Here is a 26,851-nt window from a genome sequence, read left to right as displayed (position 1 = left end):
GCCCATGTGTCGGTTTGGGCGCTAGACCATCTGACGGCGGCCGGACAGGGCGCGGCCCAGCGTGAGCTCGTCGGCGAACTCCAGGTCACCGCCCATCGGCAGGCCCGACGCGATGCGCGACACGGTCAGCCCCGGGATGTCACGCAGGATGCGCACCAGATAGGTGGCCGTCGCCTCGCCCTCGGTGTTCGGATCGGTCGCGATGATCACCTCGGTGACGTCCACACCGTCGACACGCTCACCAATCCTGTTGAGCAGCTGACGAATTCGCAGCTGGTCGGGACCGACACCGGACAGCGGGTCCAGCGCGCCACCCAGCACGTGGTAGCGCCCGCGGAACTCGCGGGTGCGTTCGACGGCCTGCACGTCCTTGGGTTCTTCGACCACACACACCTGCGAGCCGTCGCGGCGGGCGTCGCTGCAGATCCGGCAGCGCTGCCCGTCGGAGACGTTTCCGCACACCTCGCAGAACTGCACCCCGTCGCGAACCCGGCCCAGCGCCGCGGTCAGCCGGTCGATGTCCGGCGGCTCCACCGACAGCAGGTGGAAGGCGATCCGCTGCGCGCTCTTGGGACCGACGCCCGGCAACTTGCCGAGCTCGTCGATCAGATCCTGGACGGGGCCCTCGAACAAAAGTCAGGCCCCCGGCAGACCCGGCGCGGCCTGGCCGGCCAGCGGTCCGAGGTGGGTCTGCGCCAGGATGGCGAACTGACGGGCCGCGTCGGCGATCGCCCCCACGATGAGGTCCTGCAGCGTTTCGACGTCCGCGGGGTCGACGACCTTCGGGTCGATCCGCACCGAGGCGATCTCCCCGCTGCCCTTCATCGTCACCTGCACCAGTCCCCCGCCGGCCTGGCCGTGCACCTCGGCAGCGGCCAATGCGGCCTGGGCCTCCATCAGCTTCTGCTGCATCTCCTGGGCCTGCTGCAAAGCGGCCTGCAATCCCGGCATCAGCTGGTCGCGCATCTGTTCCGCCTGGTCGCGAAAGCCCTCCAGATTGGGAATCTCACCGGGTTGCATGACGGTCTCCTTGCGTCTCGGTCTCGACTTGGTTTCGCCTGCGGATTAGCGCGGTCAGTGACTTCAAGCCTAGACGGCGACGAGTTACGGTGACGCGCGTGCTTATGTCCGCCCGCACGCGTGTCGTCGCCGCAGCATGCAGCGCCGTGTTGCTGGTCGCCTCGACGGTGACCACGCCGCTCGCCCACGCCGCACCCAACATCGCCGGGATGATCGTGTTCCTCGACCCCGGCCACAACGGCGCCAACGACGCGTCGATGACCAAGCAGGTCCCGACCGGCCGGGGCGGCACCAAGGACTGCCAGACGTCGGGGACCAGCACCAACGACGGCTATCCCGAGCACACGTTCAACTGGGACACCGTGCTGCTGGTCCGCCAGATGCTCACCCAGCTCGGGGTGCGCACCGCGATGTCGCGCGGCAACGACAACCAGGTCGCGGCGTGCGTCGACGAACGCGCGGCGATGGCGAACTCGCTGGCGCCCAACGCGATCGTGTCGATCCACGCCGACGGCGGACCGGCCACCGGGCGCGGCTTCCACGTCAACTACTCCAGCCCGCCGCTGAACCAGGCTCAGGCCGGGCCGTCGGTTGCGCTCGCCCGCGTGATGCGCGACCAGCTCGTCGCGTCCGGCCTGCCGGCGGCCAACTACATCGGCTCCGACGGCCTGTACGGACGCGCCGACCTCGCCGGACTGAACCTGGCCCAATATCCCGCGGTGCTCGTCGAACTCGGCAACATGAAGAACCCCGCCGACTCGGCGCTGATGGAGAGCCCGGAAGGCCGTCAGAAGTACGCCGCCGCCGTGGTGTCGGGCATCGCGGCGTTCCTGGCCACCCAGCCGCCGCGCACCAGCTAGCGGGTCTCGACGGCCGTCTTCAAGTTGGCCAGCACGTCGTCCTGAATCCGGCGCAGCCCCAGCGGCGCGAAGGTCTTCTCGAAGAAGCCCCCGATGCCACCGGCACCGTTCCAGGTGGTCTTGAGGGTGACGGTGGAGCCGGCACCGGCGGGTGCAACGGTCCAGTTGATCACCATCGAGGAGTTCGCGTCCTTCTCGATCACGGTGTGACCGGCGACGTCGACGACAGCCTGCACCTCGCGCACCCGTGACTTGGTGGCCTGCAGCTTCCAGGTCGCGACGGTGCCCTGGCCCTGGCCACCCTGCAGCACCCGGTAGTCGCTGTACTGCGACGACAGGATCTTCGGGCGCACGCCCTGGTAGTCGGCGATCGCGGCGAGCACGGTCGCCGGGTCGGCGTCGATCAGGATCGAGCTGGCAGCGCTGACCTGTCCCATCAGGTAGTACTCCTCGAGTGACGGTGGTGTGGAGTGTGATCCGCCAGCCATGCGGTCGCGTCGGCTGGGGCTGCGGACTAGCGTAGTCGTGTGTCTGTTTCCACAGCACTGACAGCTCACGCCGAGGGCGTGGACCGGCTTCTGGCCAGCTACCGCGCCATACCCCCGAACGCCTCGGTCCGCCTGGCCAAACCCACCTCCAACCTGTTCCGCGCCCGCGCCAAACGCAGCGCCCCCGGGCTCGACACCTCGGGACTGACCGGGGTGATCTCCATAGATCAGCAGGCCAAGACCGCCGACGTGGCCGGCATGTGCACCTACGAAGACCTGGTCGCCGCGACCCTGCCGTACGGGCTGTCGCCGTTGGTCGTCCCGCAGCTCAAGACGATCACCCTCGGCGGTGCGGTCACCGGGCTGGGTATCGAGTCGACGTCGTTCCGCAACGGACTGCCCCACGAGTCGGTGATCGAGATGGACATCCTCACCGGTGCCGGCGAAGTGATCACCACCAGCCGCGACGAGCATCCGGATCTGTTTCGCAGCTTCCCCAATTCCTATGGCACCCTTGGTTATTCGGTTCGGCTGCGGATCGAGCTGGAACCGGTCAAACCGTTCGTTGCGCTCAAGCACCTGAGATTTCACACCCTGGCCGACCTGATGACCGCGATGGACCGGATCATCGAGACCGGCGGATACGACGGCACCCGGGTCGACTACCTCGACGGGGTCGTGTTCAGCGCCGACGAGAGCTACCTGTGCCTGGGCATGCAGGCGCCCACCGCGGGTGCGGTCAGTGACTACACCGGCCAGGACATCTACTACCGGTCGATTCAGCATCGCGACGGGGTCAAGGACGACCGGCTGACCATCCACGACTACCTGTGGCGCTGGGACACCGACTGGTTCTGGTGTTCACGGGCGTTCGGTGCCCAGAACCCGACGCTGCGCCGGTTCTGGCCACGCCGCTACCGGCGCAGCAGCTTCTACTGGAAGCTGATCGGCTACGACCAGAAGTTCAACATCGCCGACCGGATCGAGGCCCGCCACGGCCGCCCACCGCTGGAACGGGTGGTGCAGGACGTCGAGGTGCCGATCGAGCGCTGCGAGGAGTTTCTGACCTGGTTCCTGGCCGAGATCCCGATCGAACCGGTCTGGCTGTGCCCGCTGCGGCTGCGCGACCCGGCCGGTTGGCCGCTGTACCCGCTGCGGGCCGGGCACAGCTACGTCAACGTCGGGTTCTGGTCGTCGGTGCCGGCCGGCCCCACCCCCGGGTACACCAACCGCCTGATCGAGAACACGATCAGCGACCTCGACGGGCACAAGTCGCTGTACTCCGACGCCTTCTACACCCGCGAGGAGTTTGACGAACTCTACGGCGGCGAACCCTATAACACCGTAAAGAAGACCTACGACCCGGATTCACGGCTGCTTGACCTCTACGCAAAGGCGGTGCAGAGACAATGACGACCTTCCGTGAGAACGACGCGCACGCGCCAGGCAAGCTGAGCCTGGCCGAGATCCTGGAGATGTTCGCCGCCGGTGGCGAGCTTCCGCTGCGGTTCACCGCCTACGACGGCAGCACCGCCGGGCCCGACGACGCCGAGCTGGGCCTGGATCTGCGCACCCCGCGCGGCACCACCTACCTGGCCACCGCCCCCGGTGATCTGGGGTTGGCCCGCGCCTACGTCGCGGGCGATCTGGAAACCCATGGCGTGCATCCCGGTGACCCGTACGAGCTGTTGCGGGCGCTGTCGCAGAACCTTGACTTCAAGCGGCCACCGGCCCGGGTGCTCGTCGACATCGTCCGCTCGATCGGCATCGAGCATCTCAAGCCGATCGCCCCGCCCCCGCAGGAGGCGCTGCCGCGCTGGCGGCGCTTCGCCGAGGGGCTGCGGCACAGCAAGAAGCGCGACGCCGACGCCATCCACCACCACTACGACGTGTCCAACACGTTCTACGAATGGGTGCTGGGCCCGTCGATGACCTACACCTGCGCCTGCTATCCGAGCGCCGACGCGACGTTGGAGGAGGCGCAGGACAACAAGTACCGCCTGGTGTTCGAGAAGCTGCGCCTCAAACCCGGCGACCGGCTGCTCGACGTCGGCTGCGGCTGGGGCAGCATGGTGCGCTACGCGGCGCGGCACGGGGTGAAAGCCATCGGTGTCACGCTGTCGCGCGAGCAGGCGGCGTGGGCGCAGAAGGCGATCGCCGAGGAGGGCCTGGCCGATCTGGCCGAGGTACGCCACAGCGATTACCGCGACGTGCTGGAGAGCGGTTTCGACGCGGTGTCCTCGATCGGCCTCACCGAGCACATCGGGGTGGCCAACTACCCCGCGTACTTCGGCTTCCTGAAGACCAAGCTGCGCGTCGGTGGGCTGTTGCTCAACCACTGCATCACCCGCCCGGACAACCGGATGACGGCGACCGGCGGTTTCATCGACCGCTACGTGTTCCCCGACGGGGAGCTGACCGGGTCGGGTCGCATCATCACCGAGGCGCAGGACGTGGGTCTGGAGGTGGTGCACGAGGAGAATCTGCGCCACCACTACGCGATGACGTTGCGCGACTGGTGCCGCAATCTCGTCGAGCACTGGGACGAGGCCGTCGAAGAGGTCGGCCTGGCCACCGCCAAGGTGTGGGGTCTCTACATGGCCGGCTCACGACTCGGCTTCGACACCAATGTGGTTCAGCTGCACCAGGTTCTGGCGGTCAAGCTGGACGAGAAGGGCGGCGACGGCGGGCTGCCACTGCGCCCGTGGTGGACGGCCTAGCCGAGGGCTGCGGTCACACCGCCGAGCCGGGCAGCGGCCCGCCGCAGCGGTTCTTGATGTCCACCAACGGTTGTCGAATGCCGGTGATGTCGGTGGCGGTCTGCGGGTTGGCGGCCATATAGGCCTTCACCCGAACGCGCACCTGATCACGGGGCAGGCCGGCCAGGCTGGTGAAGAACGCGTTGACGTCGGGGTGGGTGAACAGGTACGCCGAGGTGGCTGCCTGCACACCCATCCGGACGCCTTCCATGTCGGCCGCCGTGCAGTTGGGCGGAGGCGGCGGTGCGTCGGGATCGGCTGCCGCGGAGGGGGCCTGGCTCAACAGAGCGACGGCTATCGCGCCGCATCCGGCCAGCGAAGCCACGAGCCGACGCGTGTCGATGGTCATGCAACGACCGTAAGGGCGTTGCCACACAAGCGCTTCACGGCACAGGAAAGCCCCAGCATCCGTGCAGATTGTTCACAGCCTCAGCCGTCGATCTTGCGGGCGCCCAACTCGCTCTGCAACAGCTCGAGAGCCACTTCCTCGGGATCGCGGCGCGGGGCGGCGTCCTCGTCGCGGCCGACCTCGGCGATCATGCTGTCCTCTTCGGCCCGCTGGGCCTCGACCGGGTCGGGCTCGGGCTCCGGCGGCAGCGGCTCGGCCTGCGGTACCGGCTGGCCGACGCCGACCTCGCAGCGCACCCGCCAGTTCACGCCGAGCGCGTCCTTGAGCGCATCGCGGATGACGTCGGCATTGCGCTGTTCGCTCAGCCGCTTGGCCAGCGGCGCCGACTCGTGCCCGAGGACGAGTGTGTTGTCCTCGACCGCGCGCACGATGGCCCCGGCCAGCATCACCTCGGTGGTACGGCTGCGCTGCTTGACCTTCTCCCGCACCGTCGACCACATGCTGCGCACCGCCGCCGCGCCGGGCTCGCCGACGTGGGCAGCGGCCGGTGCCGCGGCAGGTTCGGGCGCCGGTGGGGCCGGCGGCGCCGCGGGCTCGGTAGCCGGCGGCGGAGGTGCGGGAGGCTCGGGCACCGGCTCGGGCTTGGCGACCAGCTCAGGTCTGGCGACCGGCTCGGGCTTGGCGACCGGCTCGGGCCGCGCAACCGGCTCCGGCGTGGCGACCGGCTCGGGTGCCGGGGCCGGGGCGGGCGCGGCCGCGGCCTGCTGGGTCTTGCGCACGAACTGTCGGCCGCTCGCCGGCGCCTGCGCACCGGAGCTCATCGCGGCCTCGCCGGCCGGGATCGAGATCTCCATCCTGGTCTCGATGCGTTCGATCCGTTGCAGCAGCGCCGCCTCGGTGTCGCTGGCCGACGGCAGCAGCAGGCGGGCGCACACCACCTCCAGCAGCAGCCGCGGCGCCGTCGCCCCGCGCATCTCCCCCAGCCCGGCGTGCACCACTTCGGCGTAGCGGGCCAACGTCGCGGGACCGATCTTGGTGGCCTGCTCGCGCATCCGGTCCAGCACGTCGTCGGGGGCATCTACCACACCACGGGCGGCGGCATCCGGAACCGCTTGCAGCACAATCAGATCCCGGAAGCGCTCCAGCAGGTCCGTGCCGAAGCGGCGCGGATCGTGACCGGCGTCGATCACCGACTCCACCGCGCCGAACAGCGCCGCGGCGTCCCCGGCGGCCAGCGCGTCGACCGCGTCGTCGATCAGGGCCACGTCGGTGGCGCCCAGCAGCGCCAGCGCCCGCTGGTAGTGCACGCGGTTGCCCTCGGCGCCGGCGAGCAGTTGGTCCAGCACGCTCAGGGTGTCGCGCGGGGAGCCGCCACCGGCCCGGATCACCAGCGGGAACACCGCATCGTCGACCTCGACGTCCTCGGAGGCCAGGATCCGCTCGATCAGCGAGCGCATGGTGCGCGGCGCCAGCAGCCGGAACGGGTAGTGGTGGGTGCGCGAGCGGATGGTCGGCAGCACCTTCTCCGGCTCGGTGGTGGCGAACACGAAGATCAGGTGGTCGGGCGGTTCCTCGACGATCTTGAGCAGCGCGTTGAAACCGGCGGTGGTGACCATGTGCGCTTCGTCGACGATGAAGATCCGGTAGCGCGACTGGGCGGGCGCGTAGAAGGCCCGGTCGCGCAGTTCGCGGGTGTCGTCCACACCGCCGTGGCTGGCGGCGTCGAGCTCGACGACGTCGACGTTGCCGGGGCCGTTGGGCGCCAGCGCCACACACGAGTCGCACACCCCGCACGGCGTGGGCGTCGGGCCCTGCTCACAGTTCAGCGACCGGGCCAGGATGCGCGCCGAGGACGTCTTGCCGCAACCGCGCGGGCCGGAGAACAGGTAGGCGTGGTTGATGCGGTGCGCCGACAGCGCGGTCGAGAGCGGTTCGGTGACATGCTCCTGGCCCACCACCTCGGCGAAGGTTGCCGGCCGGTACTTGCGGTAGAGCGCCACGGGTGAAGGCTACCGACCGGGGGTGACAGCGGTGGACCCCAGCAGGGACTCGGTGGCGGCCAGCAGCGCACAGGTGGCCAGGCCGTCGATCGCATCGGTCAGATCCGACACCGGCGGGAACGTCGGCGCGATACGAATGTTCTTGTCGTCCGGGTCTTTTCGGTACGGGAACGAGGCACCGGCTTCGGTGACCGCGATGCCCGCGTCCTTGGCCAGCGCGACGGTCCGCTTGGCCGTCCCGGGCAGCACGTCCAGGCTGATGAAATAGCCGCCCTTGGGTTCGGTCCAGGACGCGACCTTGGAGTCGGACAGCCGCTTGTCGAGGATGTCCAGGGCCAGCGCGAACTTCGGCGCCAGCAGCTGCTGGTGGCGCAGCATGTGCAGGCGGACGCCGTCAGCGTCTTTGAAGAACGCCAGGTGACGCAGCTGGTTGACCTTGTCCGGTCCGATCGACTTCTTCCCGGCGTACTGCAGATACCAGGCGATGTTGCCCAGCGAGCCACCGAAGAAGCTCACCCCGGCGCCGGCGAAGGTGATCTTCGACGTCGAGGCGAACACATAGGGCCGGTTCGGATTACCGGCCGCCTCGGCCAGGCCGAGGATGTCGACCTGACGAGGAAACTCCAGCGTCAGCGTGTGCACCGCGTAGGCGTTGTCCCAGAACAGCCGGAAATCCGGTGCGGCGGTGCGCATTTGCACCAGTCGACGGACCACTTCCCAGGAGTAGGTGGTGCCGGTGGGGTTCGAGAAAACCGGGACGCACCACATGCCCTTGATCGCCGGATCCGCGGCGACGAGTTCCTCGATGAGGTCGACGTCCGGGCCGTCCTCGAGCATGGGAACGCTGATCATCTCGATGCCGAAACTCTCGGTGATCGCGAAGTGCCGGTCGTACCCCGGCGACGGGCACAAGAACTTCACCACCGGCTCCTCGATCCACGGCCGGGGCGAATCCACCCCACCGTGCAGCAACGAGAACACCACGATGTCGTGCATCAGTTCCAGGCTGGCGTTGTTGCCGGCGATCAGGTTGGGCACCGGGATACCGAGCAGGTCGCCGAACACCGACCGCAGCCCGGGCAGCCCGTGCAGGCCGCCGTAATTGCGGGTGTCGGTGCCGTCCTCGTCGCGGTACTGCTCGCCGGGAAGACTCAGCAGGGCATTCGACAGGTCGAGCTGCTGCGCCGACGGCTTGCCGCGGGTGAGGTCCAACGACAGCTTCTTGGCCTGCAGCTCGGCGTAGTTCTGCCGCTGCAATTCGTGCTGGGCGTGCAATTCGTCGGGGCCCAGGGACAAAAACGACACCATGCGCCTTTCAAGAAGGGGACCCCGCGCACCCGCCAGAGCCCATTGACCCTTGCTGCCTTCCGGCCCTGGGGGAGTTCACAGGATAGACGCCGCGCGGGGTCCATCGCGAGTGTAATACCCGCGCGGCACTGCCCTGTCAGGCAGCCGGGGCGAGGCACTTCTGAAGTCGGCTACCATTGCCGACGGAGGATTCGCCTAGTGGCCTATGGCGCTCGCCTGGAACGCGGGTTGGGTTAACAGCCCTCAGGGGTTCAAATCCCCTATCCTCCGCACCTGTCCGAGGTGCGATCGGGGGATCAAAGCGCCTGGTCGCACCTCGGATTCTTATCGTCTAGGAGGGGTATGGGCCGCGCCGCCGCGACCGCACTGCACCTCACGCTGTGGGTGCTCGGGGGCGTCCTGTACTTCCTGTTCGTCCTGCCCCGGTGGTGGGAGCTGATGGGCGACACCACCCACACGCTGGGCACGGTGCTGCGCATCGTCACCGGCGTGCTGTTCGCACTGGCCGCACTTCCGGTGCTGCTCACGCTGCTGCGCACCCGCAAGCCCGAGTACGCGACCCCGCCGCTGGCGCTGCGGTTGCGGCTGTCGGCGGTCGTCCTGCACCTGCTGGCCGGTGTGCTGATCGTGGGGACGGCGGTCGCCGAGATCTGGGTCAGTTTGGATGCCGGCGGGCCGTGGCTGTTCGGGGTATATGGCGCGGCTGCCGCGGTCGCGATCCTGGGGCTGCTGGCGTTCTACCTGGCCTACACCGCCGAGCTGCCGCCCAAGGCGCCGAAGCCCAAGAAAGCGAAAAAGGCGAAGAAGAAGCGGGGCGAGAGCGCCGACGCCGACGAGGCCTCCACCGAAGTGGCCGGCGAAGCAGAAGCGGCCGACGAGACCGAGGAAGCCGCTGAACCGGCTGACGAGGTGGCCGAGCCGGAGGAGACCGAGGCGGTCGACGAGCCCGCCGAGGAGACGCCCACCGTCGAAAACGAGCAACCTGCCGACGTCTCGGCGCAGGCCGAGCCGGTGGCAACACCAGAGGCCGGTGGCCTGCGCAACAAGCGGCCCACCGGCAAGACGAACCACCGCCTCCGGCGACGCAATCGCCTCGCGGTCGACGACGCCGACTAGCCGCGTCGAGGCCAGGCGCGTTCCTCTCGAATTTCTGGACCCAAACGGTGGTCAGAGCGAACGGCCCGCACCCTATGCTGAGCGAGTGCACAACATTCCTCGCCATCGGGTCGTCCAGTGGACCACCGGCAACGTCGGCAAGAGCTCCGTCCAGGCGATCGCCGCCAACCCGAACCTCGAGCTGGTCGGCTGTTATGCCTGGTCAGCGGACAAAGTCGGCCGTGACGTAGGGGAACTGGCCGGTATCGATCCGCTGGGCGTGACCGCAACCGACGACATCGACGCCCTGCTGGCCCTCAAGCCCGACTGTGTGGTCTACAACCCGATGTGGATCGACGTGGACGAACTGGTCCGGATCCTGTCCGCCGGCGTCAACGTCGTCGCCTCGGCATCGTTCATCACCGGCGGCAACCTCGGCGCCGGCCGTGCCCGCATCGACGAGGCGTGCAAGGCCGGTGGCGCCACGATGTTCGGCTCCGGCGTGAGCCCCGGCTTCGCCGAGATGCTGGCCATCGTCGCCGCCACCGCCTGCGACCGGGTCGACAAGATCACCATCGCCGAGTCCGCCGACACCACCCTCTACGACTCCCCCGAGACCGAGCGCCCGGTGGGATTCGACATGCCCATCGACGACCCCGATCTGCAGCCGATGGCGGCCAGGGGCACCGCGGTGTTCGCCGAAGCCGTTCAGCTGGTTGCCGACGCCCTGGGCATCGAACTGGACGAGATCGTCTGCGTCTCCGAATACGCCCAGACCACCGAGGACCTGCCAATGGCGTCGTGGACCATCGAGGCCGGGCACGTGGCCGGCGTCTACGCCAGCTGGCAGGGCATCACCAACGGAAAGACCGTCATCGACATCAACGTGCGCTGGAAGAAAGGCACCACGCTGCAGCCGGATTGGCAGCTCGACGCCGACGGCTGGAAGATCACCATCGACGGGCGCCCCACGGTCAACATGCAAGTCGGATTCCTGCCGCCGATGGACATGATCGAGAACGCGACGGCGCTCGAAGACTTCTTCGTACTCGGCCACATCATGACGGCGATGCCCCCGATCCACGCCATCCCCGCCGTGGTCGCGGCTCCGCCCGGGATCGCGACCTACAACGATCTCCCCCTGCCGAAGGCGCGGGGCGTGATGCCGGCCGGCTAGATGCAGGCGCCGCCGCTCACGAAGCCGAACGGACCGGTGGCCTGGATGCACGCCGACGGCGGTCCGTAGTACGCCGGACCGTAATACGGTCCACGCCAGTCACCGCGACCATGGTCGTCCCAGCCCCAGTCACCATGACCGGGGCCGTGCCCGTGGCCCGGGTCGGCGGACGCGAGTCCGGCGCCGGCCCCCGGGCCGGCCAAACCCAACACCGTGGACAGTGCCGCTGCTGCTGCGATCTTCGTCAGTGTCATCGTGTTGATTCCTTTACGACCTCTACCGCCCCGACCCGTCTGCACACGTTTTGCAACGGGACGTATTTTAGTCCAATTCCCGCGTGCGCCAACAACTTAGGTGGTGCACGCCACCGTCGAACGACGCTGTGGGTTTGCCCACGGGTTGCCTGGGTGTCGGCGCGCCTGGAGTGCACCGGTTCGACCGGTGTCAACATGCACCCGTGCCCACCCACCGGACCGCACGGATCATTGCTGCCACGGTCGTCATGACCGCAGCGCCGCTGGCCCCTTCATCCGTCGCCCACGCCGACAACTGCGCCGACATCCAGGTCGTGTACGCACGCGGGACCCACACCGTGGCGCCGGTCGATCCGGTCGGGCAGGCACTGGTCAACGCGTTGAGCACGCATGTGCCGGGCAGATCGTTGTCGGTCTACGGCATCAACTATCCGGCCAGCCTGGATCTTGTCGGCGGCTCCAGCACCGGCGCGGCGGACGGCTGGGTCCACGTCCAGAACCTGGTCGCCGCATGCCCGAACACCCGGGTGGTGCTCAGCGGCTACTCGCAGGGCGCCGACGTCATCGACCTGCTCACCACGACCGGGGGCGCGGCGTTCGGCACGCCCACACCCATGCCCGACGCCGTCGCCGGCCACGTCGCGGCGGTTGTGGTCTTCGGCAATCCGTCCAGGAAGGTCGGCGGTGGCCCCCTGCCGAGCAGAAGTGCCGCCTACGGCGCCAAGGCGGTCGACGTCTGCCTGACCGGCGATCCGGTCTGCTCGAATGGCACCGACCTGTCCGCCCACGGCAGATACGTCAGCTCGGGCCTGGTCGCCCAGGCGGCGTTGTTCGCGGCCAGCCGGCTGGAATCCGACGCCGGCTGACCGCGAGCGCCAGTGGTCTCAGGGCTCCGGCGTGACCGTCGCCGGCCGCGCCAGCGTCAGGCCGATGTTGGAGATGTTGATCGCCCCGAACGCGGTGAAGTTCTCGTACGCGGTGGCCGAACTGGTGATCTGCAGCGTCAAACTGCCAGGGGTGACCGGGTCATCCGACGTGTAGACGATGTTCTCCATGTTGACGGTCACACTGTGGCTGCGCCCGTCGAGCGTGACCGGCACCGGCGTGACCAGATTGCCCACCACCCGGCCGGTGTTGTTGTCCACCAGCTGGGCGTAGACGAAGCGGCTGGTCCCGATGCCCTGGTAGTCGAAGCTCAGCGTCGGCGCCCCGACAGTCTGATCCAGGCCGGTGAGGTCCAGGTCGACGTTGATGGCATTGCGCGCCTTCGACGCCAACCCCAGCGAGTACGGGATGGACGCCTGCGGCGCGGGACCCGAGCCGCCGATCACCGGGACCAAGGCCAGCGTCCCTCCCGCAGCGCCGGTGGCCGCGTCGAACGCGGTGCCGAAGAACGCGCTGCCCGGCGTAGGCAGGTCCGCCGCCTCGAACCAGTTCCCGAACTGGTCGACGTATTGGAAGTTCGGGCCGAGGGTGACCGCCTCGCCCTTCACGTACCTGTCCAGCCACGCCAGGCTGGCGTCCAGGTTGCGATCCCCGGTGGTGTCGGTGTCCAGGCAAACCCCGTGACCGCCGCAGTACCAGATCATCTTGGCGGGGACACCCGGGGTCAGCGCCGCGGCGTTGTCGATGGCCTGCTGCAGCGTGAACAGCACGTCGACGGTGCCCTGGATGAACAGGGTCGGCGCGCTGATGTTCGGGACCACGAAATCCGGTCCGCTGCTGGCGAGTACGGCTTGGGCGGTGTTGGTGATGACGCCCAGCAGGTCGCCGGTGATCACACCCAGGTAGATCTGATTGTTGATCCGCGCCGCAGTCGTCACCAGGCTGAGCAGCAGCAGGGAGGCGTACGACGTCTTGAACGCGTTGTCCGGGTAGAGCGAGTTGTTCAGCGAGTTCCAGGCGATGCCGGGGACGATCGCGTCGATCCGGGAATCGGTTCCCGCCGAGGCCAATTGGATGCCGCCGCCGTACGAGCCACCGACCATACCGACCGTCGGGTCGCCTGGGGCGTCGAGCTGGGAGGTCGGCTGCTTGGCCACCCAGTTGAGCATCGCGGTGACGTCACGGCCCTCGAAGGCGGGGCTGTCCAGTTGCAGGATGCCGCCAGAGGCGAACTCCCCGCGGGGATCCCAGGTGACCACGTTGTAGCCGGCGTCGCGCAACGACTTGACCCCCGGTGTCAGTTCGTCGATGCCGAACTTCTTGTAGGGGTCGGTCTGGCCGGGACTGGCCAGCCCCGGGCCGTTGAGGATCGTCGGGGCGAGGTCGCCGGCCGGGACGCCGTCCGGTCCCAGCGTCGAGGCCGGGAACCAGTTGACGCTGATCAAGGTCCCGTCGAACGACGGCATCTTGTAGGTGAACGCCAGCGGAGCGTCAGTGGTGTTGTCCACCGACGGGTTCGGGGTGAACGTCACGACCTGCGAGTACCCGATGATCGGCGCCAGCAGGGTGCCGAGCACCGGGGTCTGGTGAATGACGACGAGCACCTGGGGCACAAACCCACCCAGGATCGGAATGCTCTCGAGGGCCTTGTCGAACTGCGTCTTCTCGGCCACCAGGATCTTGAATGTCTCGGTGCCCGAGGCCAGGACCGACTGGTAGGGCAGGTAGCTGAAATTCCCGCGGACGTAGTTAATGTCCTCCGGCGCCGAGAAGGTGATCTTGCCGCCCGCGCTCGGACCGCTGATCAGGGTGTAGGTGAGCTGATTGCCCGACGACGTCGTCGCCCCGGTGGTGCCGTTGTAGATGCCGTCGACGATGGTCAGCGACTGGTTGATGATGATCGGGTTGCTGGCGGTCGCCGACGCCGAACTGGTTGCCGCAGCGGCGGATTCACGACGGGTGAAGGCGGCCAGCGCCAACTCCAGGGGTGAGTTGGCCGGCGCGAGCGGTAGTCCGCCGGTGAACGGGTCGAGCGCGTCATGCACCGCCGTGGTCAGCGCCCCGGAGATCGCAGCCGGCGTGGGCAGCACGATACGCGCGGCGGGCGTGCGCGACGCGGTCGAAGTCACCGCCGCGACAGGAGAACTCGCCGCAGTCGTCGACACGGTGGTGGTGCTGGAGGCGCCACTCGGCGGCGTCGAGGATGATCCACCATTGTTTGCCGCCTCGTCGGCGGAAACCGTCGACGACGACGCGGTCGACGACACGGCACCCGACGATGCGGCGCCTGCCTTCGAGTGCTTGGAGCCGGTCTTGGCGCCGCCGGAAGCGGCGGCGCGGGCCGAGCCGGCGGTGGCGGAGCGCCGTGACGAGGCCGTCGCCTTCGCCCCGGAATCCGACGAGCCTGCGGTCGCGGACTTGCCGCCCGGCGAACTGGAATTCGACCCTGTCGCCGACGATCCCGTCGAGGTATCGGCCCACGCCACCCCGTATCCGGTGCTGAACAGGGCGGCGCCGACACCGAGCGCCACAGCCAATCCGCCAACCCGACCGACAAACTTCGAAGCACCCATGATGCCTACCTCCCGACCAACGGCGACAGCGCCTTTGCGGAGGGTAGACCCGCCGGGCGGCACGGGTTCACGAAATGCCGAAACTGTCAGCGTTGGATTTGCTGACCTTGCAGATTCAACCGAGTGGTGTTGGGCGGCAAAGATTCAGGCGTAGTCGAAATGCGTGGCACCCATGCCGTCCGGCGTGGTGTAGTCGATGTACACCGGACCGTGCTGGAATGGCGCATACCCGGTGTTGATCAGCCCGCTCGTGATCACCGACGGGCGGTTCTGCGACGTGACGATGTAGGAGTACAGCAGCACCCCGTCGGTGGTGTAGACCGAGATCCTGGTGCCCACCGGCACACTGGTGGCACCGCCGATCATCGAGGACAGGATCGTGCCGTACACGCCGCCGGAATCGATGATCGCCCCGACGGTCGTCGGTGACCCGTTGTTGATCTTGACGTTCAGATAGGCGTCGGGGGCCCCCGCGACCGAGGTCCGCGTGGGTAGCGGGTTCGGTCCGAAGACCATCACGCCGGCGATGCCGAGGAACAGGCCCTGGTAGAGGAACACCCCCTGGCTGAGGTCGCCGGGCAGCGCCGTGGTCGGGATGCCCACCGGGCCGGGGCCCGCGGCGTTGGCGCCGATCCCCAGCACCCCGGACGCGCCGCCGAGCCGGTGGAAGAAGGCCAGCGCCGTCGCCGCGTCCTCGGCGTCGACGATGTTGACGCTGGTGGGCCCGGAGACGATGCCGTTGCCGAAGTCGACCGTGGTCGTGTAGGTGGTGAAGCTGTAGGTCAGCCCCCCGCTGTAGCCGCTGGTGCCGGTACCGGTCGGGTCGCCGAGGGGGGCGGCGTTGCCCACCGAGGCGGCGGTCAGCACCAGGCCCGAGGAGCCGCTGTCGACGAGCACCGGCGTGCTGGGTCCGCCGTTGACCGAGATGTAGACGATCGGCTCGGTGGTGGCCCGCATGACCACCGGGACCAGCGCGTAGACCCGGCCGTTCTTGGCGGCGGTGCTGACCAGGTTCTGCACCGGGGTGATGCCGCCCGTCCCGTCCAGGGCGCCCACCAGTGGCAGGAAGAGTCCCGCGCTGTTCAGTGCGGTGGTCGCCAGGGTGGGCAGCAGCAGAGTGCCCAGCAGACCGACCCCGGCCAGTTCGTGCACGATCGGGACGCCGGAGGTCCTGGCGAACAGCGACTGGGCGGGGGTGATCGAGGACTCCCAGGTGTTCAGCGCCAAGGCCGCCTGGGCGAGCAGGATCTGCGGAGCGATCGCGACGAGTCCCGCGGCGACGTTGCCGCTCCCCCACGTCTGCTGCTGCAACAGCGACTGCGCCTGACTGATCTGGTCCTGGGCCAGGCCGACCGCGACGCTCGCCACGGTCGGGGGCGTCGACGGCAGCCAGGAGGTGCTGCTGGGGGTCGCATTGGCGGCGGTGGGAGTCGAGGTGCTGGCCGCCACGCGTACCCGTGCGGAATGACCGGTCGACGAGACCGCTGCCGTGCTCTCCGCGGTCGCGGAGGTGGTGCTCGCCGCCGCGGCCGCGGCTTTGCGCGAGCTCAGGTTTCCACCCGAGGAGGTCACCTCCTTGGCGCGCGCCGAATGTGCGGTGGATTTCGTGGTGGTCGTCGAGGCGGTCGCGGTCGAGGATGCCGAGCTGCTTTCCGAACTCGCCGCGGATGCCTTACCCGCACCCGATCCGGCACCGGTGTCCGCGTACGCGACCGCGGATCCGCTGGCCAGCGCGGCGCCGATGCCCACTGTCAGAGCGCCGGCACCGAGCCATGCATAGGGTTGCCGATGACGCCGTCCAGTGCGCTGCGTGCGGCCTGAACTGTCGCTCTGGTTCATCGTGCTCCCGTGTCCACCAGCATCGTTTGGCTGAGATTTTCCTTAACGAGTTTGCTGAGTGTCTATCACAGGCACCACTGCGGCAAGCGCGAACCCACCTTAGGTGTCAGCTATGAATCTGCCAGCCGACGGCCGGGTCGACCAGGATGCCCGACACGTCGACGACCTCGAAAGCGCTCATCGGCACGGTGTTGAGTTCGGCCTGTGCGGTGAGATGCTCGGTGCCGGCCCAACCATTGCTCATCGCGAGCAGTTTCGCGCCGTCCTGGCCCGAGGTGGTCGAGTCGTAGATGACCGCGCCATGTTCCTGCAACCCCCGCAGGACGACCTGGGTCGCCGCGGAGTATCCCGACATGTCGAAGTCGGTACGCAGCCGCAGCACACTGCCCATCGGCACACCGTCGGGATTGGTCCCGGTTCCGTCGCCCCCGCCGGCGGGCCAGGTGTAGCCGGTGCCCTTGTCCTTGGCGATGACGATGCCGAGCATGTGGTCGATGCTGCCGCGGGCCAGATCGTCGGGACGCAGGATGAGCGGCAGGTACGGCAGGTGCGACGCGTTGGCCCAGCCGCTGGCCGGGTACAGCGGCGAGCTCATGTCGTAGTGCACCCCCGCCTCGGCGATCCACTTCGACCCGTACCGGACGCGGTAGAGCGCGTTGCCCACCCCGTCGAGGACGCTGTTGGCCGGCATTTCGACGCCGTTGGCGACGTTGTAGAGCTCCTGTGAGATGCAGGTGCCCTGCTGGAACACCAGCAAGTGCCGATCCCAGGCGGGTAGCGACGGCATGCCTTCCACGATGGGCCGGTGAGGGATGGCGTAGGGCCTTTTGTCGATGCTGGGGCCGCTGGTCGAATAGCCGCGGTTGAAGACCACAGTTTCGGTGGGATGGTTGGCACCGACCACGTTCACCGGCATACCGCCGGTGCTCTTCATCCACATGCTGCCCCAGCCCGCGCCCAAGGTGGCCCCCCGGCTTGCCCCCAACACGTCGAGCCAGGTGCCCGATTTCGGGAGCACCGGCAGGTCGGTGACGTCGGCGTGGAAGATCGTGTCCGCCGGCATCAGCGTGCAGCCGCAGAACGTGCTGAGCCCGTTGGCGGCGATCGTATTGCCGGGGCTGACCGTGATGGTGACCGCGACGGTGGTGGTGCCGCCGTGTCCGTCGGACAGCGCCACCGAGAACGTGTCGATCTTGTCGGCGGTCGGCGCGCTGAACACCGCGGCCTTCGCGCGTGCGGTTGCGGTCGGCGTGTAGGTGAAGGTGCCGTCGGCGTTCACGACGACGGCACCCTTCGCGGTCGTGACCGTACCGCCGAAGGTGATTTCGTCGCCGTCGGCGTCGGCGCCGACCACCGCACCGGTGACCACGCCGGTGCTCACGTCGCGCGGTCCGATGGCGGCCTTGCCGGTCGGTGCGACGTTCTTCGGGCTGATCACCACGGTGACCGGGACGGAGAGGATGCCACCGTGCCCGTCGTCCACGGTGACGGTGAACGTGTCGGTCTTGTCGGTGCCGCCCGCGGCGGTGTGCCGAGCCGCCGCAGTCGGTGTGTAGGTGAACGCACCGCCGCCGTTGATGGTGACGGCGCCTCCCCTGACACTGGTCGGTGTCACGCTGAAGAGCAGGCGGTCCTTGTCGGCGTCGGTGCCGGCGACCTTGCCATAGACGATGCCGGTGCCGGCGATCGGAGCATTGACGGTGGTCTTGGCAAGGGGCACGGCGTTTTTCGGCGCGATGGGTACGGTGACCGCGGTGGTGGCCGTCAGTCCCGCCGGGTCGGCGACGACGATGTTGACCGTGTCCGCGGTGAGCAGCGCGTCGGCGTTCGCCAGCGCTGCCTTGTGCCGGGCAGCCGCAGTCGGGGTGTAGGTGAACACGCCCGCGGTGGTGATGGTCACCGTGCCCTTGCCCTTGCCCGCGGTGCCGGCCCGGTAGGTGAGCTTGTCGCCATCAGGGTCCGCAGCGGCGACCGTGCCCGTCAGCACTCCGGTGGCCGGTGCCGGAGTGTTGAGGGCGACGTTCTGGATGACCGGGGCCCGATTGACGGCGGCGGCAGCCGCGTCGGGTCGTCGAGCGACCGCAAGCACGGTCCAGGACAAGGGCGATTCAGGGGAAGGCGCGAGCGGCCGCGGCATCCCCCGGCTCGCGGTTTTCACCCGGGGTGTCGACGAAACCCGTTGGTTTGCAGCGGTTCTGCTATCGGTCGCCTTGTTGGCGTGCCCTGTCCCGTCCGATGGTGCGGCCGAGGCCGTACCGGGGCAGGCGGTGGCGATCGCCACCCCGAGGCCCACGGCAATCGCCAGTCCGCTGATTCGCCCCGCACTCGCCGTCGCAGCCATGGTCGTCCCTCCCCAGACGCGACCCAACGATAACGAGGGAGCCGGACCGGCCTTTGCCGAATCGACAAAGTCTTGTTGTCGATGGGCGTTCATTGAGCGCTCATGGCTGCCATTTCGTTCGTGTGCCGAACGCGAACGCTCAATCAATCTCAATCAGCGGCGAATTGCAGGGTGATCATGGCATCGGTGGCGATGATTTGGCCGGGCGCCGGCACCTGCGCTGCAATTTGATTCCGCCGGTATGGCGAATTCGTCAGATCGGGGGCTTTCGACAGCACACCTGTCCAGCCGACTGTCCGGAGCGCCCGCTCCGCGTCCACCCAGTACATTCCCCGCAGGTCCGGCATCACCAGGGAGTCGGGCGGGCGCGTCGACGGACTCGGTGTCCGGATCGTCGCGACCGCACCCGTGGTGTTCGATTCCGTCGCGACCACAGGTTGGCCCTCCGCTGAGCAGGCCACGACAAGCCACGCCGTCGAGGCGGTGATGACCAGTCCGCGTATCGCTTTCACTTCTGCGGGTTGCCGTGTTCATCCCAGTTGGCGGCCACTTTCTTGCTCGGCTGCACGCGCGGCGGCTCGCCCGGCATCTTCGGATAGTTCGGCGGGTACGGCAGGTCGCCCAGACCGCGCTCCTCGTCGGCGGTCACCATCGCCAACAGCGGATCGATCGACTGGGCAACCGAATCCATGTCGGCCATCGGGTCGCCGCGTTCGGCGATCAGCGCAGGCACCGTGGCCATCGTGTAGTCGTCGGGGTCGGCGCCGGCCAGTTCCTGCCACGTCAGCGGGGTGGAGACGGTGGCGATCGGAGTGGCTCGCACCGAGTAGGCGCTGGCGAAGGTCCGGTCGCGGGCGTTCTGGTTGTAGTCGACAAAGACCCGCTGCCCACGCTCCTCTTTCCACCACGAGGTGGTCACCAGATCCGGCGCCCGGCGTTCCAGTTCGCGGGCCAGCGCGATCCCGGCACGACGTACGGCGATGAAATCCCAGTCCGGCCGGATCCGCAGATACACGTGCACGCCGCGTCCGCCGGACGTCTTCGGATAGCCGACCAGTCCGAGTTCGTCGAGCACCGGTTTGAGGATGTCGACGGCGATGGTGCGCGCCTGGGCGAACCCGGTGCCCGGTTGCGGGTCGAGGTCCACCCGCAGTTCGTCGGGATGGTCGGTGTCCGGGCAGCGAACCTGCCACGGGTGCAACGTGACCGTGCCCATCTGGGCGGCCCACACGATCGCCGATGGGTGGGTCACCTTCAGCGCGTCGGCGGTGCGGCCGGACGGGAAGGTCACCCGGCACGTCTGCAGGTATTCGGGGTGCTTCTCCGGCACCCGCTTCTGGTAGATCTCCTCGCCCTCGATGCCGTCCGGAAAGCGCTGCAGATGCGTCGGCCGGTCCCTCAGCGCCGTCAGGAGGGGTCCCGAGCCCACGGTTCGGTAGTAGTCGACCAGCGTGCCTTTGGTTCCCTTGGCACCCAGCGCAGGGAAATACACCTTGTCCGGGTTGGTGAGCCGGACGGCGACACCGTCGACGTCGATCTCTTCGGCCTTGGCGGCCATCAGCGGGACAGGTTGAATTGGGGTCCGCTCACCCTTGCCAACCTACCGGCGAAGCCAACGTGTACGAGACGAGAATGACCTGATGCAGCTGCCCGTTAATCCGCCGGTGTCCCCGATGCTGGCCAAGTCGGTGTCCGCGATTCCGCCCGACGCGTCGTACGAACCGAAGTGGGACGGCTTCCGGTCGATCTGTTTCCGCGACTGCGAAGAGGTCGAACTGGGCAGCCGTAACGAGAAGCCGATGACCCGGTACTTTCCCGAATTGGTCGCTGCCGCACTGGCCGAGCTGCCACAGCGATGTGTGATCGACGGTGAGATCGTCATCGCCACCGGCGCCGGGCTGGACTTCGAGGCACTGCAACAACGGATTCATCCGGCCGACTCGCGGGTGCGCATGCTCGCCGAGAAGACACCGGCGTCATTCGTCGCCTTCGATCTGCTGGCGCTCGGCGACGACGACTACACCGGGCGCCCGTTCAGCGAGCGACGGGCGGCGCTGGTGGCAGCCCTGGCGAAGGCCGGCCCGTCGTTTCACGTCACACCGGCCACCACGGATCTTCCGACTGCACAACGGTGGTTCACCGAGTTCGAGGGAGCGGGCCTGGACGGACTGATCGCCAAACCGCTCACGATCACCTACCAGCCGGACAAGCGGGTGATGTTCAAGGTCAAACACGAACGCACCGCGGACTGCGTGGTCGCCGGCTATCGGGTGCACAAGTCGGGCGAAGACGCGATCGGCTCACTGCTCCTCGGGCTCTACTCGGACGACGGCACGCTGGCGTCGGTGGGGGTGATCGGCGCGTTCCCGATGGCGCAGCGGCGCCGACTGTTTGCCGAATTGCAGCCACTGGTAACCGAATTCGATTCTCACCCGTGGAACTGGGCGGCGCACGAAGCGGGCGAGCGCACCCCGCAGAAGAACGCCGGGTCCCGGTGGAACGCCGGCAAGGATCTGTCGTTCGTGCCGCTGCGGCCCGAGCGGGTGGTCGAGGTGCGCTACGACCATATGGAGGGGGCGCGGTTCCGGCACACCGCGCAGTTCAATCGGTGGCGCCCCGATCGCGACCCGCGCTCGTGCACCTACGAGCAGCTCGAACGGCCGGTGCTGTTCAGCCTGGACGAGATCATCCCGGGGCTGGAGCCGCCGGCCTGATCGTCGATCAGTGCGGCGGCCGGGCGACGCATTGCGCGGAGTACAACTCCACGCCCAGCTTGTTCATCAGCTCCAACTGCGTCTCGAGGTAGTCGATGTGGAGTTCTTCGTCGGCCACGATCGACTCGAACAGGTTGGCCGTGGTCGAGTCCTGCTTCTCGCGGCACACCACGATCGCCGGCTTGAGCCGGTTGACCACCTCGTACTCGAGGGCCAGGTCGCTCTCGAACTGCTCGCGAATCGTCTGGCCGATGTTCAGCGTGCCGATCCGCTGGTAGTTGGGCAGCCCGTCGAGGATCAGGATGCGGTCGGTGATCGCCTCGGCGTGCCGCATCTCGTCGAAGGACTCGTCCCTGGTGTGCTTGGCCAGCTCGGTGAAGCCCCAGTTGTCCTGCATCTTCGAGTGCAGGAAGTACTGGTTGATCGCGGTCAGCTCGCTCGTCAACTGCTGGTTGAGGAGGGTGAGAATCTCGCTGTCGCCTTGCATGAATTTCTCCTGTCATACCCTCGATGTCGCAATCAGCGGCCTGCACAATTGCGCCAAAGTTACTCAATACCGCAGTCGACGAATCTAGTACAGCACCGCCGAACGCGCGCCGCATCTGGGTCAATCGACCTTGTCGCGCTTGCACATTCGCACATCGACCGGACGGCCGGCAAATTAGTTGAGGCTAGGCTAAACCTGCCGCAATACCGCCAGTCACGCCCTCGCTCAGGGGAATTGAGCGACCAATGCGTGAGTTGCGATGAATTTTCGCGTGCCGATTTTCGCTGCCGTCGCGCGCGTCAATTTTCAGACTTCGTCCTGATATCTGGCGATCGTGGCGCCCCACAGGTTAGTTAGCTTAGGTTAAGCTAACTAACCTGACACCGGCCGACGGAGGACACCGATATGGGACGAGGCTTCCAAGGCGCGCTGCTGCGCGGGTTCGGAGGGCGCGACCACACCGCGACCGTCGAACAGGTGGCCCCCGTCGCCCCCCACTGCGTACGGATCACTTTCTCGGCACCGACGGTGTTCGACGACCTCAGCGTGGAGCCGACCGCCTGGTTGCGGTTCTGGTTCCCCGACCCGGCCGGCAGCACCGCGGAATTCCAGCGCGCCTACACGCTCGTGTGGGCCGACCCCGAGGCCGGCCGGTTCGCCGTCGACGTGGTTTTGCACGAGCCCGCCGGCCCGGCGAGTGCGTGGGCGGCGACCGCCGAACCGGGCATGTCCGTTCCGGTGGTCGCACTCGGCTCATCGAGATTCGAGGTGCCCGACGAACTACCCGCGGGCTTCTTGCTCATCGGCGACTCGGCCTCCATTCCCGCGATCAACTCGATCGTTGCCGCGTTACCTCGTGATGTCGACGTCGAGGTGTACCTCGAACGCCATTGCGAGGAGGACGAACTCATTCCGCTCACCGACCATCCGCGCCGCAGGGTGCACTGGGTGACCCGAATCGACGACGCTTCGCTGGCCGCGGCCATCGAGGATCGGGACTGGTCGAACTGGTCGGCGTGGGCGGGCACCGAGGCCGGCACGCTCAAGCATCTACGCAAGACGTTGCGTGACGTCTTCGGCTTTCCCAAGACCGATCTGCACGCCCAGGCCTATTGGACCCGGGGCCGCGAAATGGGCAGCACCCGCGACCAGGACCCACCGGCGTCCGCCGCGCCCACTCCCCCACGCACGCCGGCCGCCAAGGGGACGTGGCGGTCGCAAGCGGGCAAGCACCTACTGGAACCGGTGAAGTCTCGGCTCGTCGCCGCCGGAGTGCTCCAGGCCTTGCTCACCCTGCTGCAGTTGGCTCCGTTCGTGGTCCTGGTCGAGTTGGCACAGCTGCTGCTGACCGGCGCCGATCACGCGCGGGTCTGGAGCACCGTGACGATGTTCGTCGTGTTGCTGACCGCCGGCACCACGTTGGGAGCAGTGCTGGTGTTGTGGCTGCACGTGGTCGACATGCGATTCAGCGCGCAGGTACGACGCCTGCTGCTGGACAAACTCGCTCGAATGCCGTTGGGCTGGTTCACCGATCGGGGATCCGGCTCGGTCAAGAAGCTCATCCAGGACGACACCCTGTCACTGCACTATCTGGTGACCCACGCGGTATGCGACGCGGTGGCCGCGGTGATCGCGCCGATCGCCGTGCTGGTGTACCTTTTCGCCGTCGACTGGCGGATGGCGCTGATCCTGTTCCTCCCGATCGGTGTCTACATCGTGACCACCTGGACCATGGTGTATCAGAGTGGTCCGAAGATCGCCGAGGCGTCGCGCTGGGCCGAGCGGATGAACGGCGAATCGGCGGCATTCCTCGAGGGTCAGCCGGTGATCCGGATCTTCGGCGGGGCAGCGGCCTCCTCGTTCCGCCGGCGATTGGACGACTACCTGGTCTTCCTCAACGACTGGCAGCGTCCCTTCATCGGCAAGAAGACGTTCATGGATCTGGTCACCCGGCCGACCACCTTCCTGTGGCTCATCGTCACGGCGGGCACCGGGTTCGTCCTCGCCGGTTGGACCAGCCCGACGACGCTGCTGCCGTTCCTGGTCCTGGGTACCACCTTCGGCAGTCGCCTGCTGGGGATCGCCTACGGCCTGGGCGGGATACGCGAGGGCACTCAGGCGGCCAGACGGATCGCTGTGGTTCTCGACGAGGACGAGCTGACCACGCAGCCGGATGCCTCGCCACACCGTGCTGCCCCCGGTGTGAGGTTCGACGGCATCAGCTTCGGTTACCGCCCCGGTGTTCCCGTGATCCACGACGTGACGCTGGATCTGCACCCAGGCACGGTGACCGCTCTGGTCGGACCGTCCGGCTCGGGCAAATCGACATTGGCCGCGCTGCTCGCCCGGTTCCACGACGTGGATGGCGGCGCGATCCGCATCGACGGCCGCGATATCCGGTCACTGACGCCCGATGAGCTCTACACCCGCGTCGGATTCGTGTTCCAGGATGTGCAACTGGTCGCAGGTACCGTCAGCGAGAACATCGCACTGGCCCGCCCGGACGCCGGCGCCGCCGCGATTGAAGAGGCTGCCCGCGCGGCACGGATCCACGAACGAATCATGCTGCTGCCCAACGGTTACGACACCGTCCTGGGCGCCGGCAGCCAGCTGTCCGGCGGGGAGCGGCAACGCCTCACGATCGCCCGGGCGCTACTCGCCGACACTCCCATCCTGATCCTCGACGAGGCCACCGCGTTCGCCGACCCGGAGTCGGAATACCTTGTCCAACAGGCGCTGAGCTCGCTGGTACACAACCGGACCGTGCTGGTGATCGCACATCGGCTGCACACGATCACCGGCGCCGACCAGATCGTGGTGCTCGACCACGGGCGGATCGCCGAGATCGGCACCCACACCGGACTACTTGCCCGCGACGGCCGCTACCGGCGGTTGTGGGAGAGCAGGCGGGCCGGCACCGCCGCACCGAGCGATGCCCTGAGAATGGAGGCGGCCCGGTGATCGCCGGCCTGATCCGGCTCCTGCCCGCGCACCTTCGCGGTCGTCTCAGGACCTATGTTGTGCTGTCGGCGGTTTCGGTTGTCCTGCGCGCGGCGAGCGCGCTGCTGCTGGTTCCGCTGCTGGCCGCACTGTTCGGACCGGACCCGGCCGGCGCGCTGCCCTGGGTCGGCGCGCTCACCGCGGTCACCGTCGGCGGCTGGATGGTCGACATGACCCTGGCCCGAATCGGATTCGGCATCGGCTTCGCGCTGACCGACACCACCCAGCACGCCATGGCCGACCGGCTCACCGACACCCCGCTCCGGTGGTTCACCGCCGACAACACCGCGCTCTCCCGCCAGGCGATCGCGGCCAGCGCTCCCGAACTCGTCGGCTTCGTCGCCAATCTGCTCAGCCCGTTCCTCGGCGCACTGCTGCTGCCCGCCGCGATCACCGCCGGACTGTTCTTCGTCTCCTGGCAGGTCGGCGTGGCCGCCGCGCTCGCTCTGCCGGTCCTGCTCGGCGCGCTCACCGTAAGCCAGCGGCTGGTGCGCAAGGCTGACGCCACCGACGCGAGCGCGCACAGCGCACTGACCGAACGACTGGTGGAGTTCGCCCGCACCCAGCAGGCGTTACGGGCCAGCCGCCGAGTCACTGCCGCCCGTAGCCAGACCGGGGAAGCCATCGCCACCGTGCGGGGAGCGACGTTGCGGCTGTTGCTGTTCGCGATCCCCGGTCAGCTGCTGTTCAGCGTGGCCAGTCAGATCGCCCTGATCCTGCTGGCCGGCACGATCACCACGCTGACCCTGCGCGGCGACATCGGCGCCCCGGTGGCGGTGGCGCTGACGATCGTGCTGGTGCGGTTCCTGGAGCCCTTCACCGTGATTGCCGATCTGTCCGGCGCCATGGAGTCGTCCCGCGGTGTGCTCGACCGCCTGAACACCGTGACCACCGCACCCGTGGAAACCCACCGGCCGGCGCTACCCGCGACCCAATCCCGGCCGCCGCGAATCGAATTCCGCTCGGTGGCCTTCGGTTACCACGGCGACGAGGTGCTGCGCGATGTCACGTTCACCCTGGAACCCGCCAGCACCACCGCCGTCGTCGGCCCCTCCGGGTCCGGGAAGAGCACGATCCTGTCGTTGATCGCCGGGCTACACAGACCCGTGCGCGGGCAGATCCTCATCGACGGCACCGAGGTCGATCCCGCATCCCGGCGGGCGCTGGTCACTGTGGTGTTCCAGCACCCCTATCTGTTCGACGGGACCATCGCCGACAACATCCGGGTCGGCGATCCCGAGGCCGGCGAGGACGCCATGGCCCGCGTCATGGCGCTGGCCCGGGTCGACGACATCGTCGAACGGCTTCCCGACGGCGCACACAGCAGGGTGGGCGAGGCCGGCACCGCGTTGTCCGGTGGCGAACGGCAACGAGTCAGCATCGCCCGAGCCCTGTTGAAGCCGGCCGGGGTGCTCCTGGTCGACGAAGCGACCAGCGCGCTGGACACCGAGAACGAGGCGTCGATCAGCCAGGCAATCCAGCAGGATCCGCAGCAGCGCACCCGGGTCGTCGTCGCCCATCGCCTCGACGCCATCCGCCACGCCGATCAGGTCCTCTTCGTCGACGACGGGGAAGTCGTCGAGCAAGGCACCGTCGAGGACCTGCTCGCCCGCGGTGGGCGATTCGCGCAGTTCTGGCGCCGGCAGGAGACCAGCGCCGGCTGGCAGATCACCGCGCCGAGTGGCATGAGTTAGATTGCGGG

23 protein-coding genes, 1 tRNA gene and 1 other RNA gene are annotated in these 26,851 nt (G+C 68.0%); 11 read left to right on the top strand and 14 right to left on the bottom strand.

The genetic code is table 11. The features are described from left to right. Nucleotides 1–21: 21 nt before the first annotated feature. Together recR and MSZK_RS04285 are read right to left on the bottom strand one after the other, a co-directional pair. Complete coding sequence (gene recR / locus MSZK_RS04290; protein ID WP_099245169.1) at nt 22–633, bottom strand: recombination mediator RecR; 612 nt, start codon at nt 631–633, stop codon at nt 22–24. 3 nt (nt 634–636) lie between these two features. Further along, nucleotides 637–966, bottom strand: coding sequence for a YbaB/EbfC family nucleoid-associated protein (locus MSZK_RS04285; protein WP_199203189.1), 330 nt, complete (start codon nt 964–966; stop codon nt 637–639). A gap of 158 nt (nt 967–1,124) precedes the next feature. Here MSZK_RS04285 and MSZK_RS04280 point away from each other — a divergent pair, with 158 nt between their 5' ends. Next, nucleotides 1,125–1,880, top strand: a complete 756-nt coding sequence (locus MSZK_RS04280) for an Rv3717 family N-acetylmuramoyl-L-alanine amidase (protein ID WP_099245167.1) — start codon at nt 1,125–1,127, stop codon at nt 1,878–1,880. Here MSZK_RS04280 and MSZK_RS04275 read toward each other — a convergent pair. After that, the gene (locus tag MSZK_RS04275) at nt 1,877–2,317 is read right to left on the bottom strand and encodes an SRPBCC family protein (RefSeq protein ID WP_099245165.1); all 441 of its coding nucleotides are present in this window, start codon (nt 2,315–2,317) and stop codon (nt 1,877–1,879) included. The genes MSZK_RS04280 and MSZK_RS04275 overlap by 4 nt on opposite strands. 90 nt (nt 2,318–2,407) lie before the next feature. On the opposite strand from MSZK_RS04275, the gene MSZK_RS04270 reads away from it, so the two are divergent. Next, nucleotides 2,408–3,781, top strand: coding sequence for an FAD-binding oxidoreductase (locus tag MSZK_RS04270; protein ID WP_099245163.1), 1,374 nt, complete (start codon nt 2,408–2,410; stop codon nt 3,779–3,781). Further along, nucleotides 3,778–5,088: a class I SAM-dependent methyltransferase gene (locus MSZK_RS04265; RefSeq protein ID WP_099245161.1), complete on the top strand. Its 1,311-nt coding sequence runs from the start codon at nt 3,778–3,780 to the stop codon at nt 5,086–5,088. Before MSZK_RS04270 ends, MSZK_RS04265 begins: the two co-directional genes overlap by 4 nt. 13 nt (nt 5,089–5,101) lie before the next feature. Here MSZK_RS04265 and MSZK_RS04260 read toward each other — a convergent pair whose 3' ends face one another. The 4 genes from MSZK_RS04260 to ffs form a co-directional block, all read right to left on the bottom strand. Continuing rightward, nucleotides 5,102–5,476: a heme-binding protein gene (locus MSZK_RS04260; RefSeq protein WP_099245159.1), complete on the bottom strand. Its 375-nt coding sequence runs from the start codon at nt 5,474–5,476 to the stop codon at nt 5,102–5,104. 80 nt (nt 5,477–5,556) lie between these two features. After that, nucleotides 5,557–7,476: a DNA polymerase III subunits gamma/tau gene (locus tag MSZK_RS04255; protein WP_099245157.1), complete on the bottom strand. Its 1,920-nt coding sequence runs from the start codon at nt 7,474–7,476 to the stop codon at nt 5,557–5,559. A 9-nt stretch (nt 7,477–7,485) separates the two neighbouring features. Beyond that, nucleotides 7,486–8,781 (bottom strand): aminotransferase class I/II-fold pyridoxal phosphate-dependent enzyme, encoded by a 1,296-nt coding sequence (locus MSZK_RS04250; protein WP_099245279.1) that lies wholly within the window; start codon nt 8,779–8,781, stop codon nt 7,486–7,488. Nucleotides 8,782–8,794: 13 nt separating this feature from the next. Further along, nucleotides 8,795–8,889, bottom strand: an RNA gene (gene ffs, locus MSZK_RS04245) — signal recognition particle sRNA small type. A 79-nt stretch (nt 8,890–8,968) separates the two neighbouring features. Between ffs and MSZK_RS04240 the strand changes: the two genes are divergently transcribed. From MSZK_RS04240 to MSZK_RS04230, 3 genes are all read left to right on the top strand, one after another. Further along, a tRNA-Ser gene (locus MSZK_RS04240) sits at nt 8,969–9,054 on the top strand. A gap of 72 nt (nt 9,055–9,126) precedes the next feature. Then, nucleotides 9,127–9,900 carry a hypothetical protein gene (locus tag MSZK_RS04235; protein ID WP_099245155.1) on the top strand — a complete coding sequence of 258 codons (774 nt, stop codon included), beginning with the start codon at nt 9,127–9,129 and terminating at the stop codon, nt 9,898–9,900. A gap of 85 nt (nt 9,901–9,985) precedes the next feature. Further along, nucleotides 9,986–11,056 (top strand): dihydrodipicolinate reductase, encoded by a 1,071-nt coding sequence (locus tag MSZK_RS04230; protein WP_099245153.1) that lies wholly within the window; start codon nt 9,986–9,988, stop codon nt 11,054–11,056. Here the strand turns inward: MSZK_RS04230 and MSZK_RS04225 are convergent. Further along, complete coding sequence (locus MSZK_RS04225; RefSeq protein WP_099245151.1) at nt 11,053–11,310, bottom strand: hypothetical protein; 258 nt, start codon at nt 11,308–11,310, stop codon at nt 11,053–11,055. The two genes, MSZK_RS04230 and MSZK_RS04225, sit on opposite strands and share 4 nt — an antisense overlap. A gap of 203 nt (nt 11,311–11,513) precedes the next feature. Here MSZK_RS04225 and MSZK_RS04220 point away from each other — a divergent pair, with 203 nt between their 5' ends. Then, nucleotides 11,514–12,176 carry a cutinase family protein gene (locus MSZK_RS04220; RefSeq protein WP_199203182.1) on the top strand — a complete coding sequence of 221 codons (663 nt, stop codon included), beginning with the start codon at nt 11,514–11,516 and terminating at the stop codon, nt 12,174–12,176. Between the two features lie 18 nt (nt 12,177–12,194). Here the strand turns inward: MSZK_RS04220 and MSZK_RS04215 are convergent, their stop codons facing one another. Next, on the bottom strand, nt 12,195–14,324 hold the full coding sequence (locus MSZK_RS04215; RefSeq protein ID WP_142389860.1) for a S9 family peptidase: 2,130 nt from the start codon (nt 14,322–14,324) through the stop codon (nt 12,195–12,197). On the opposite strand from MSZK_RS04215, the gene MSZK_RS31935 reads away from it, so the two are divergent. Further along, the gene (locus MSZK_RS31935) at nt 14,302–14,922 is read left to right on the top strand and encodes a hypothetical protein (protein WP_142389859.1); all 621 of its coding nucleotides are present in this window, start codon (nt 14,302–14,304) and stop codon (nt 14,920–14,922) included. The genes MSZK_RS04215 and MSZK_RS31935 overlap by 23 nt on opposite strands. On the opposite strand, the gene MSZK_RS04205 is transcribed toward MSZK_RS31935, so the two are convergent. The 4 genes from MSZK_RS04205 to ligD all read right to left on the bottom strand — a co-directional run bounded on the left by MSZK_RS04205 (nt 14,913) and on the right by ligD (nt 20,506). Next, the gene (locus tag MSZK_RS04205; protein ID WP_142389858.1) at nt 14,913–16,517 is read right to left on the bottom strand and encodes a PecA family PE domain-processing aspartic protease; all 1,605 of its coding nucleotides are present in this window, start codon (nt 16,515–16,517) and stop codon (nt 14,913–14,915) included. The two genes, MSZK_RS31935 and MSZK_RS04205, sit on opposite strands and share 10 nt — an antisense overlap. Nucleotides 16,518–16,713: 196 nt before the next feature. Beyond that, entirely contained in the window at nt 16,714–18,708 is a 1,995-nt protein-coding gene (locus tag MSZK_RS04195) for an Ig-like domain-containing protein (protein ID WP_158230545.1), read from the bottom strand. Nucleotides 18,709–19,097: 389 nt separating this feature from the next. Beyond that, a complete protein-coding gene (locus MSZK_RS04190) occupies nt 19,098–19,382 on the bottom strand; it encodes a PASTA domain-containing protein (protein ID WP_142389857.1) in 285 nt (94 codons plus the stop codon). Between the two features lie 74 nt (nt 19,383–19,456). Next, nucleotides 19,457–20,506: a non-homologous end-joining DNA ligase gene (ligD, locus tag MSZK_RS04185; RefSeq protein WP_199203181.1), complete on the bottom strand. Its 1,050-nt coding sequence runs from the start codon at nt 20,504–20,506 to the stop codon at nt 19,457–19,459. An 82-nt stretch (nt 20,507–20,588) separates the two neighbouring features. Here ligD and MSZK_RS04180 point away from each other — a divergent pair, with 82 nt between their 5' ends. Beyond that, on the top strand, nt 20,589–21,662 hold the full coding sequence (locus tag MSZK_RS04180) for an ATP-dependent DNA ligase (protein ID WP_099245134.1): 1,074 nt from the start codon (nt 20,589–20,591) through the stop codon (nt 21,660–21,662). A gap of 7 nt (nt 21,663–21,669) precedes the next feature. On the opposite strand, the gene bfr is transcribed toward MSZK_RS04180, so the two are convergent. Next, the gene (bfr, locus tag MSZK_RS04175; protein ID WP_099245132.1) at nt 21,670–22,149 is read right to left on the bottom strand and encodes a bacterioferritin; all 480 of its coding nucleotides are present in this window, start codon (nt 22,147–22,149) and stop codon (nt 21,670–21,672) included. Between the two features lie 405 nt (nt 22,150–22,554). Here bfr and MSZK_RS04170 point away from each other — a divergent pair, with 405 nt between their 5' ends. Next, the gene (locus MSZK_RS04170; RefSeq protein ID WP_099245130.1) at nt 22,555–25,110 is read left to right on the top strand and encodes an ABC transporter ATP-binding protein/permease; all 2,556 of its coding nucleotides are present in this window, start codon (nt 22,555–22,557) and stop codon (nt 25,108–25,110) included. Further along, complete coding sequence (locus tag MSZK_RS04165) at nt 25,107–26,843, top strand: ABC transporter ATP-binding protein (protein WP_099245128.1); 1,737 nt, start codon at nt 25,107–25,109, stop codon at nt 26,841–26,843. The genes MSZK_RS04170 and MSZK_RS04165 overlap by 4 nt, the downstream gene beginning before the upstream one ends. Nucleotides 26,844–26,851 lie beyond the last annotated feature (8 nt).

The organism is Mycobacterium sp. shizuoka-1 (genome assembly GCF_002723835.1).
In the GTDB taxonomy this organism is placed as follows: Bacteria; Actinomycetota; Actinomycetes; order Mycobacteriales; family Mycobacteriaceae; genus Mycobacterium.
The sequence above is the reverse complement of the archived record's forward strand: the minus strand, read 5'-3'. Positions and strand labels throughout refer to the sequence as shown.

What these genes read in the sequence shown, in the direction of transcription:
- MSZK_RS04280 (WP_099245167.1), top strand. Translation starts at nt 1,125, where the DNA reads ATGTCCGCCCGCACGCGTGTCGTCGCCGCAGCATGCAGCGCCGTGTTG.
- MSZK_RS04275 (WP_099245165.1), bottom strand. Translation starts at nt 2,317, where the DNA reads ATGGGACAGGTCAGCGCTGCCAGCTCGATCCTGATCGACGCCGACCCG.
- MSZK_RS04265 (WP_099245161.1), top strand. Translation starts at nt 3,778, where the DNA reads ATGACGACCTTCCGTGAGAACGACGCGCACGCGCCAGGCAAGCTGAGC.
- MSZK_RS04235 (WP_099245155.1), top strand. Translation starts at nt 9,127, where the DNA reads ATGGGCCGCGCCGCCGCGACCGCACTGCACCTCACGCTGTGGGTGCTC.
- MSZK_RS04260 (WP_099245159.1), bottom strand. Translation starts at nt 5,476, where the DNA reads ATGACCATCGACACGCGTCGGCTCGTGGCTTCGCTGGCCGGATGCGGC.
- MSZK_RS04225 (WP_099245151.1), bottom strand. Translation starts at nt 11,310, where the DNA reads ATGACACTGACGAAGATCGCAGCAGCAGCGGCACTGTCCACGGTGTTG.
- MSZK_RS04285 (WP_199203189.1), bottom strand. Translation starts at nt 966, where the DNA reads ATGCGCGACCAGCTGATGCCGGGATTGCAGGCCGCTTTGCAGCAGGCC.
- ligD (WP_199203181.1), bottom strand. Translation starts at nt 20,506, where the DNA reads ATGGCCGCCAAGGCCGAAGAGATCGACGTCGACGGTGTCGCCGTCCGG.
- MSZK_RS04180 (WP_099245134.1), top strand. Translation starts at nt 20,589, where the DNA reads ATGCAGCTGCCCGTTAATCCGCCGGTGTCCCCGATGCTGGCCAAGTCG.
- bfr (WP_099245132.1), bottom strand. Translation starts at nt 22,149, where the DNA reads ATGCAAGGCGACAGCGAGATTCTCACCCTCCTCAACCAGCAGTTGACG.
- MSZK_RS04170 (WP_099245130.1), top strand. Translation starts at nt 22,555, where the DNA reads ATGGGACGAGGCTTCCAAGGCGCGCTGCTGCGCGGGTTCGGAGGGCGC.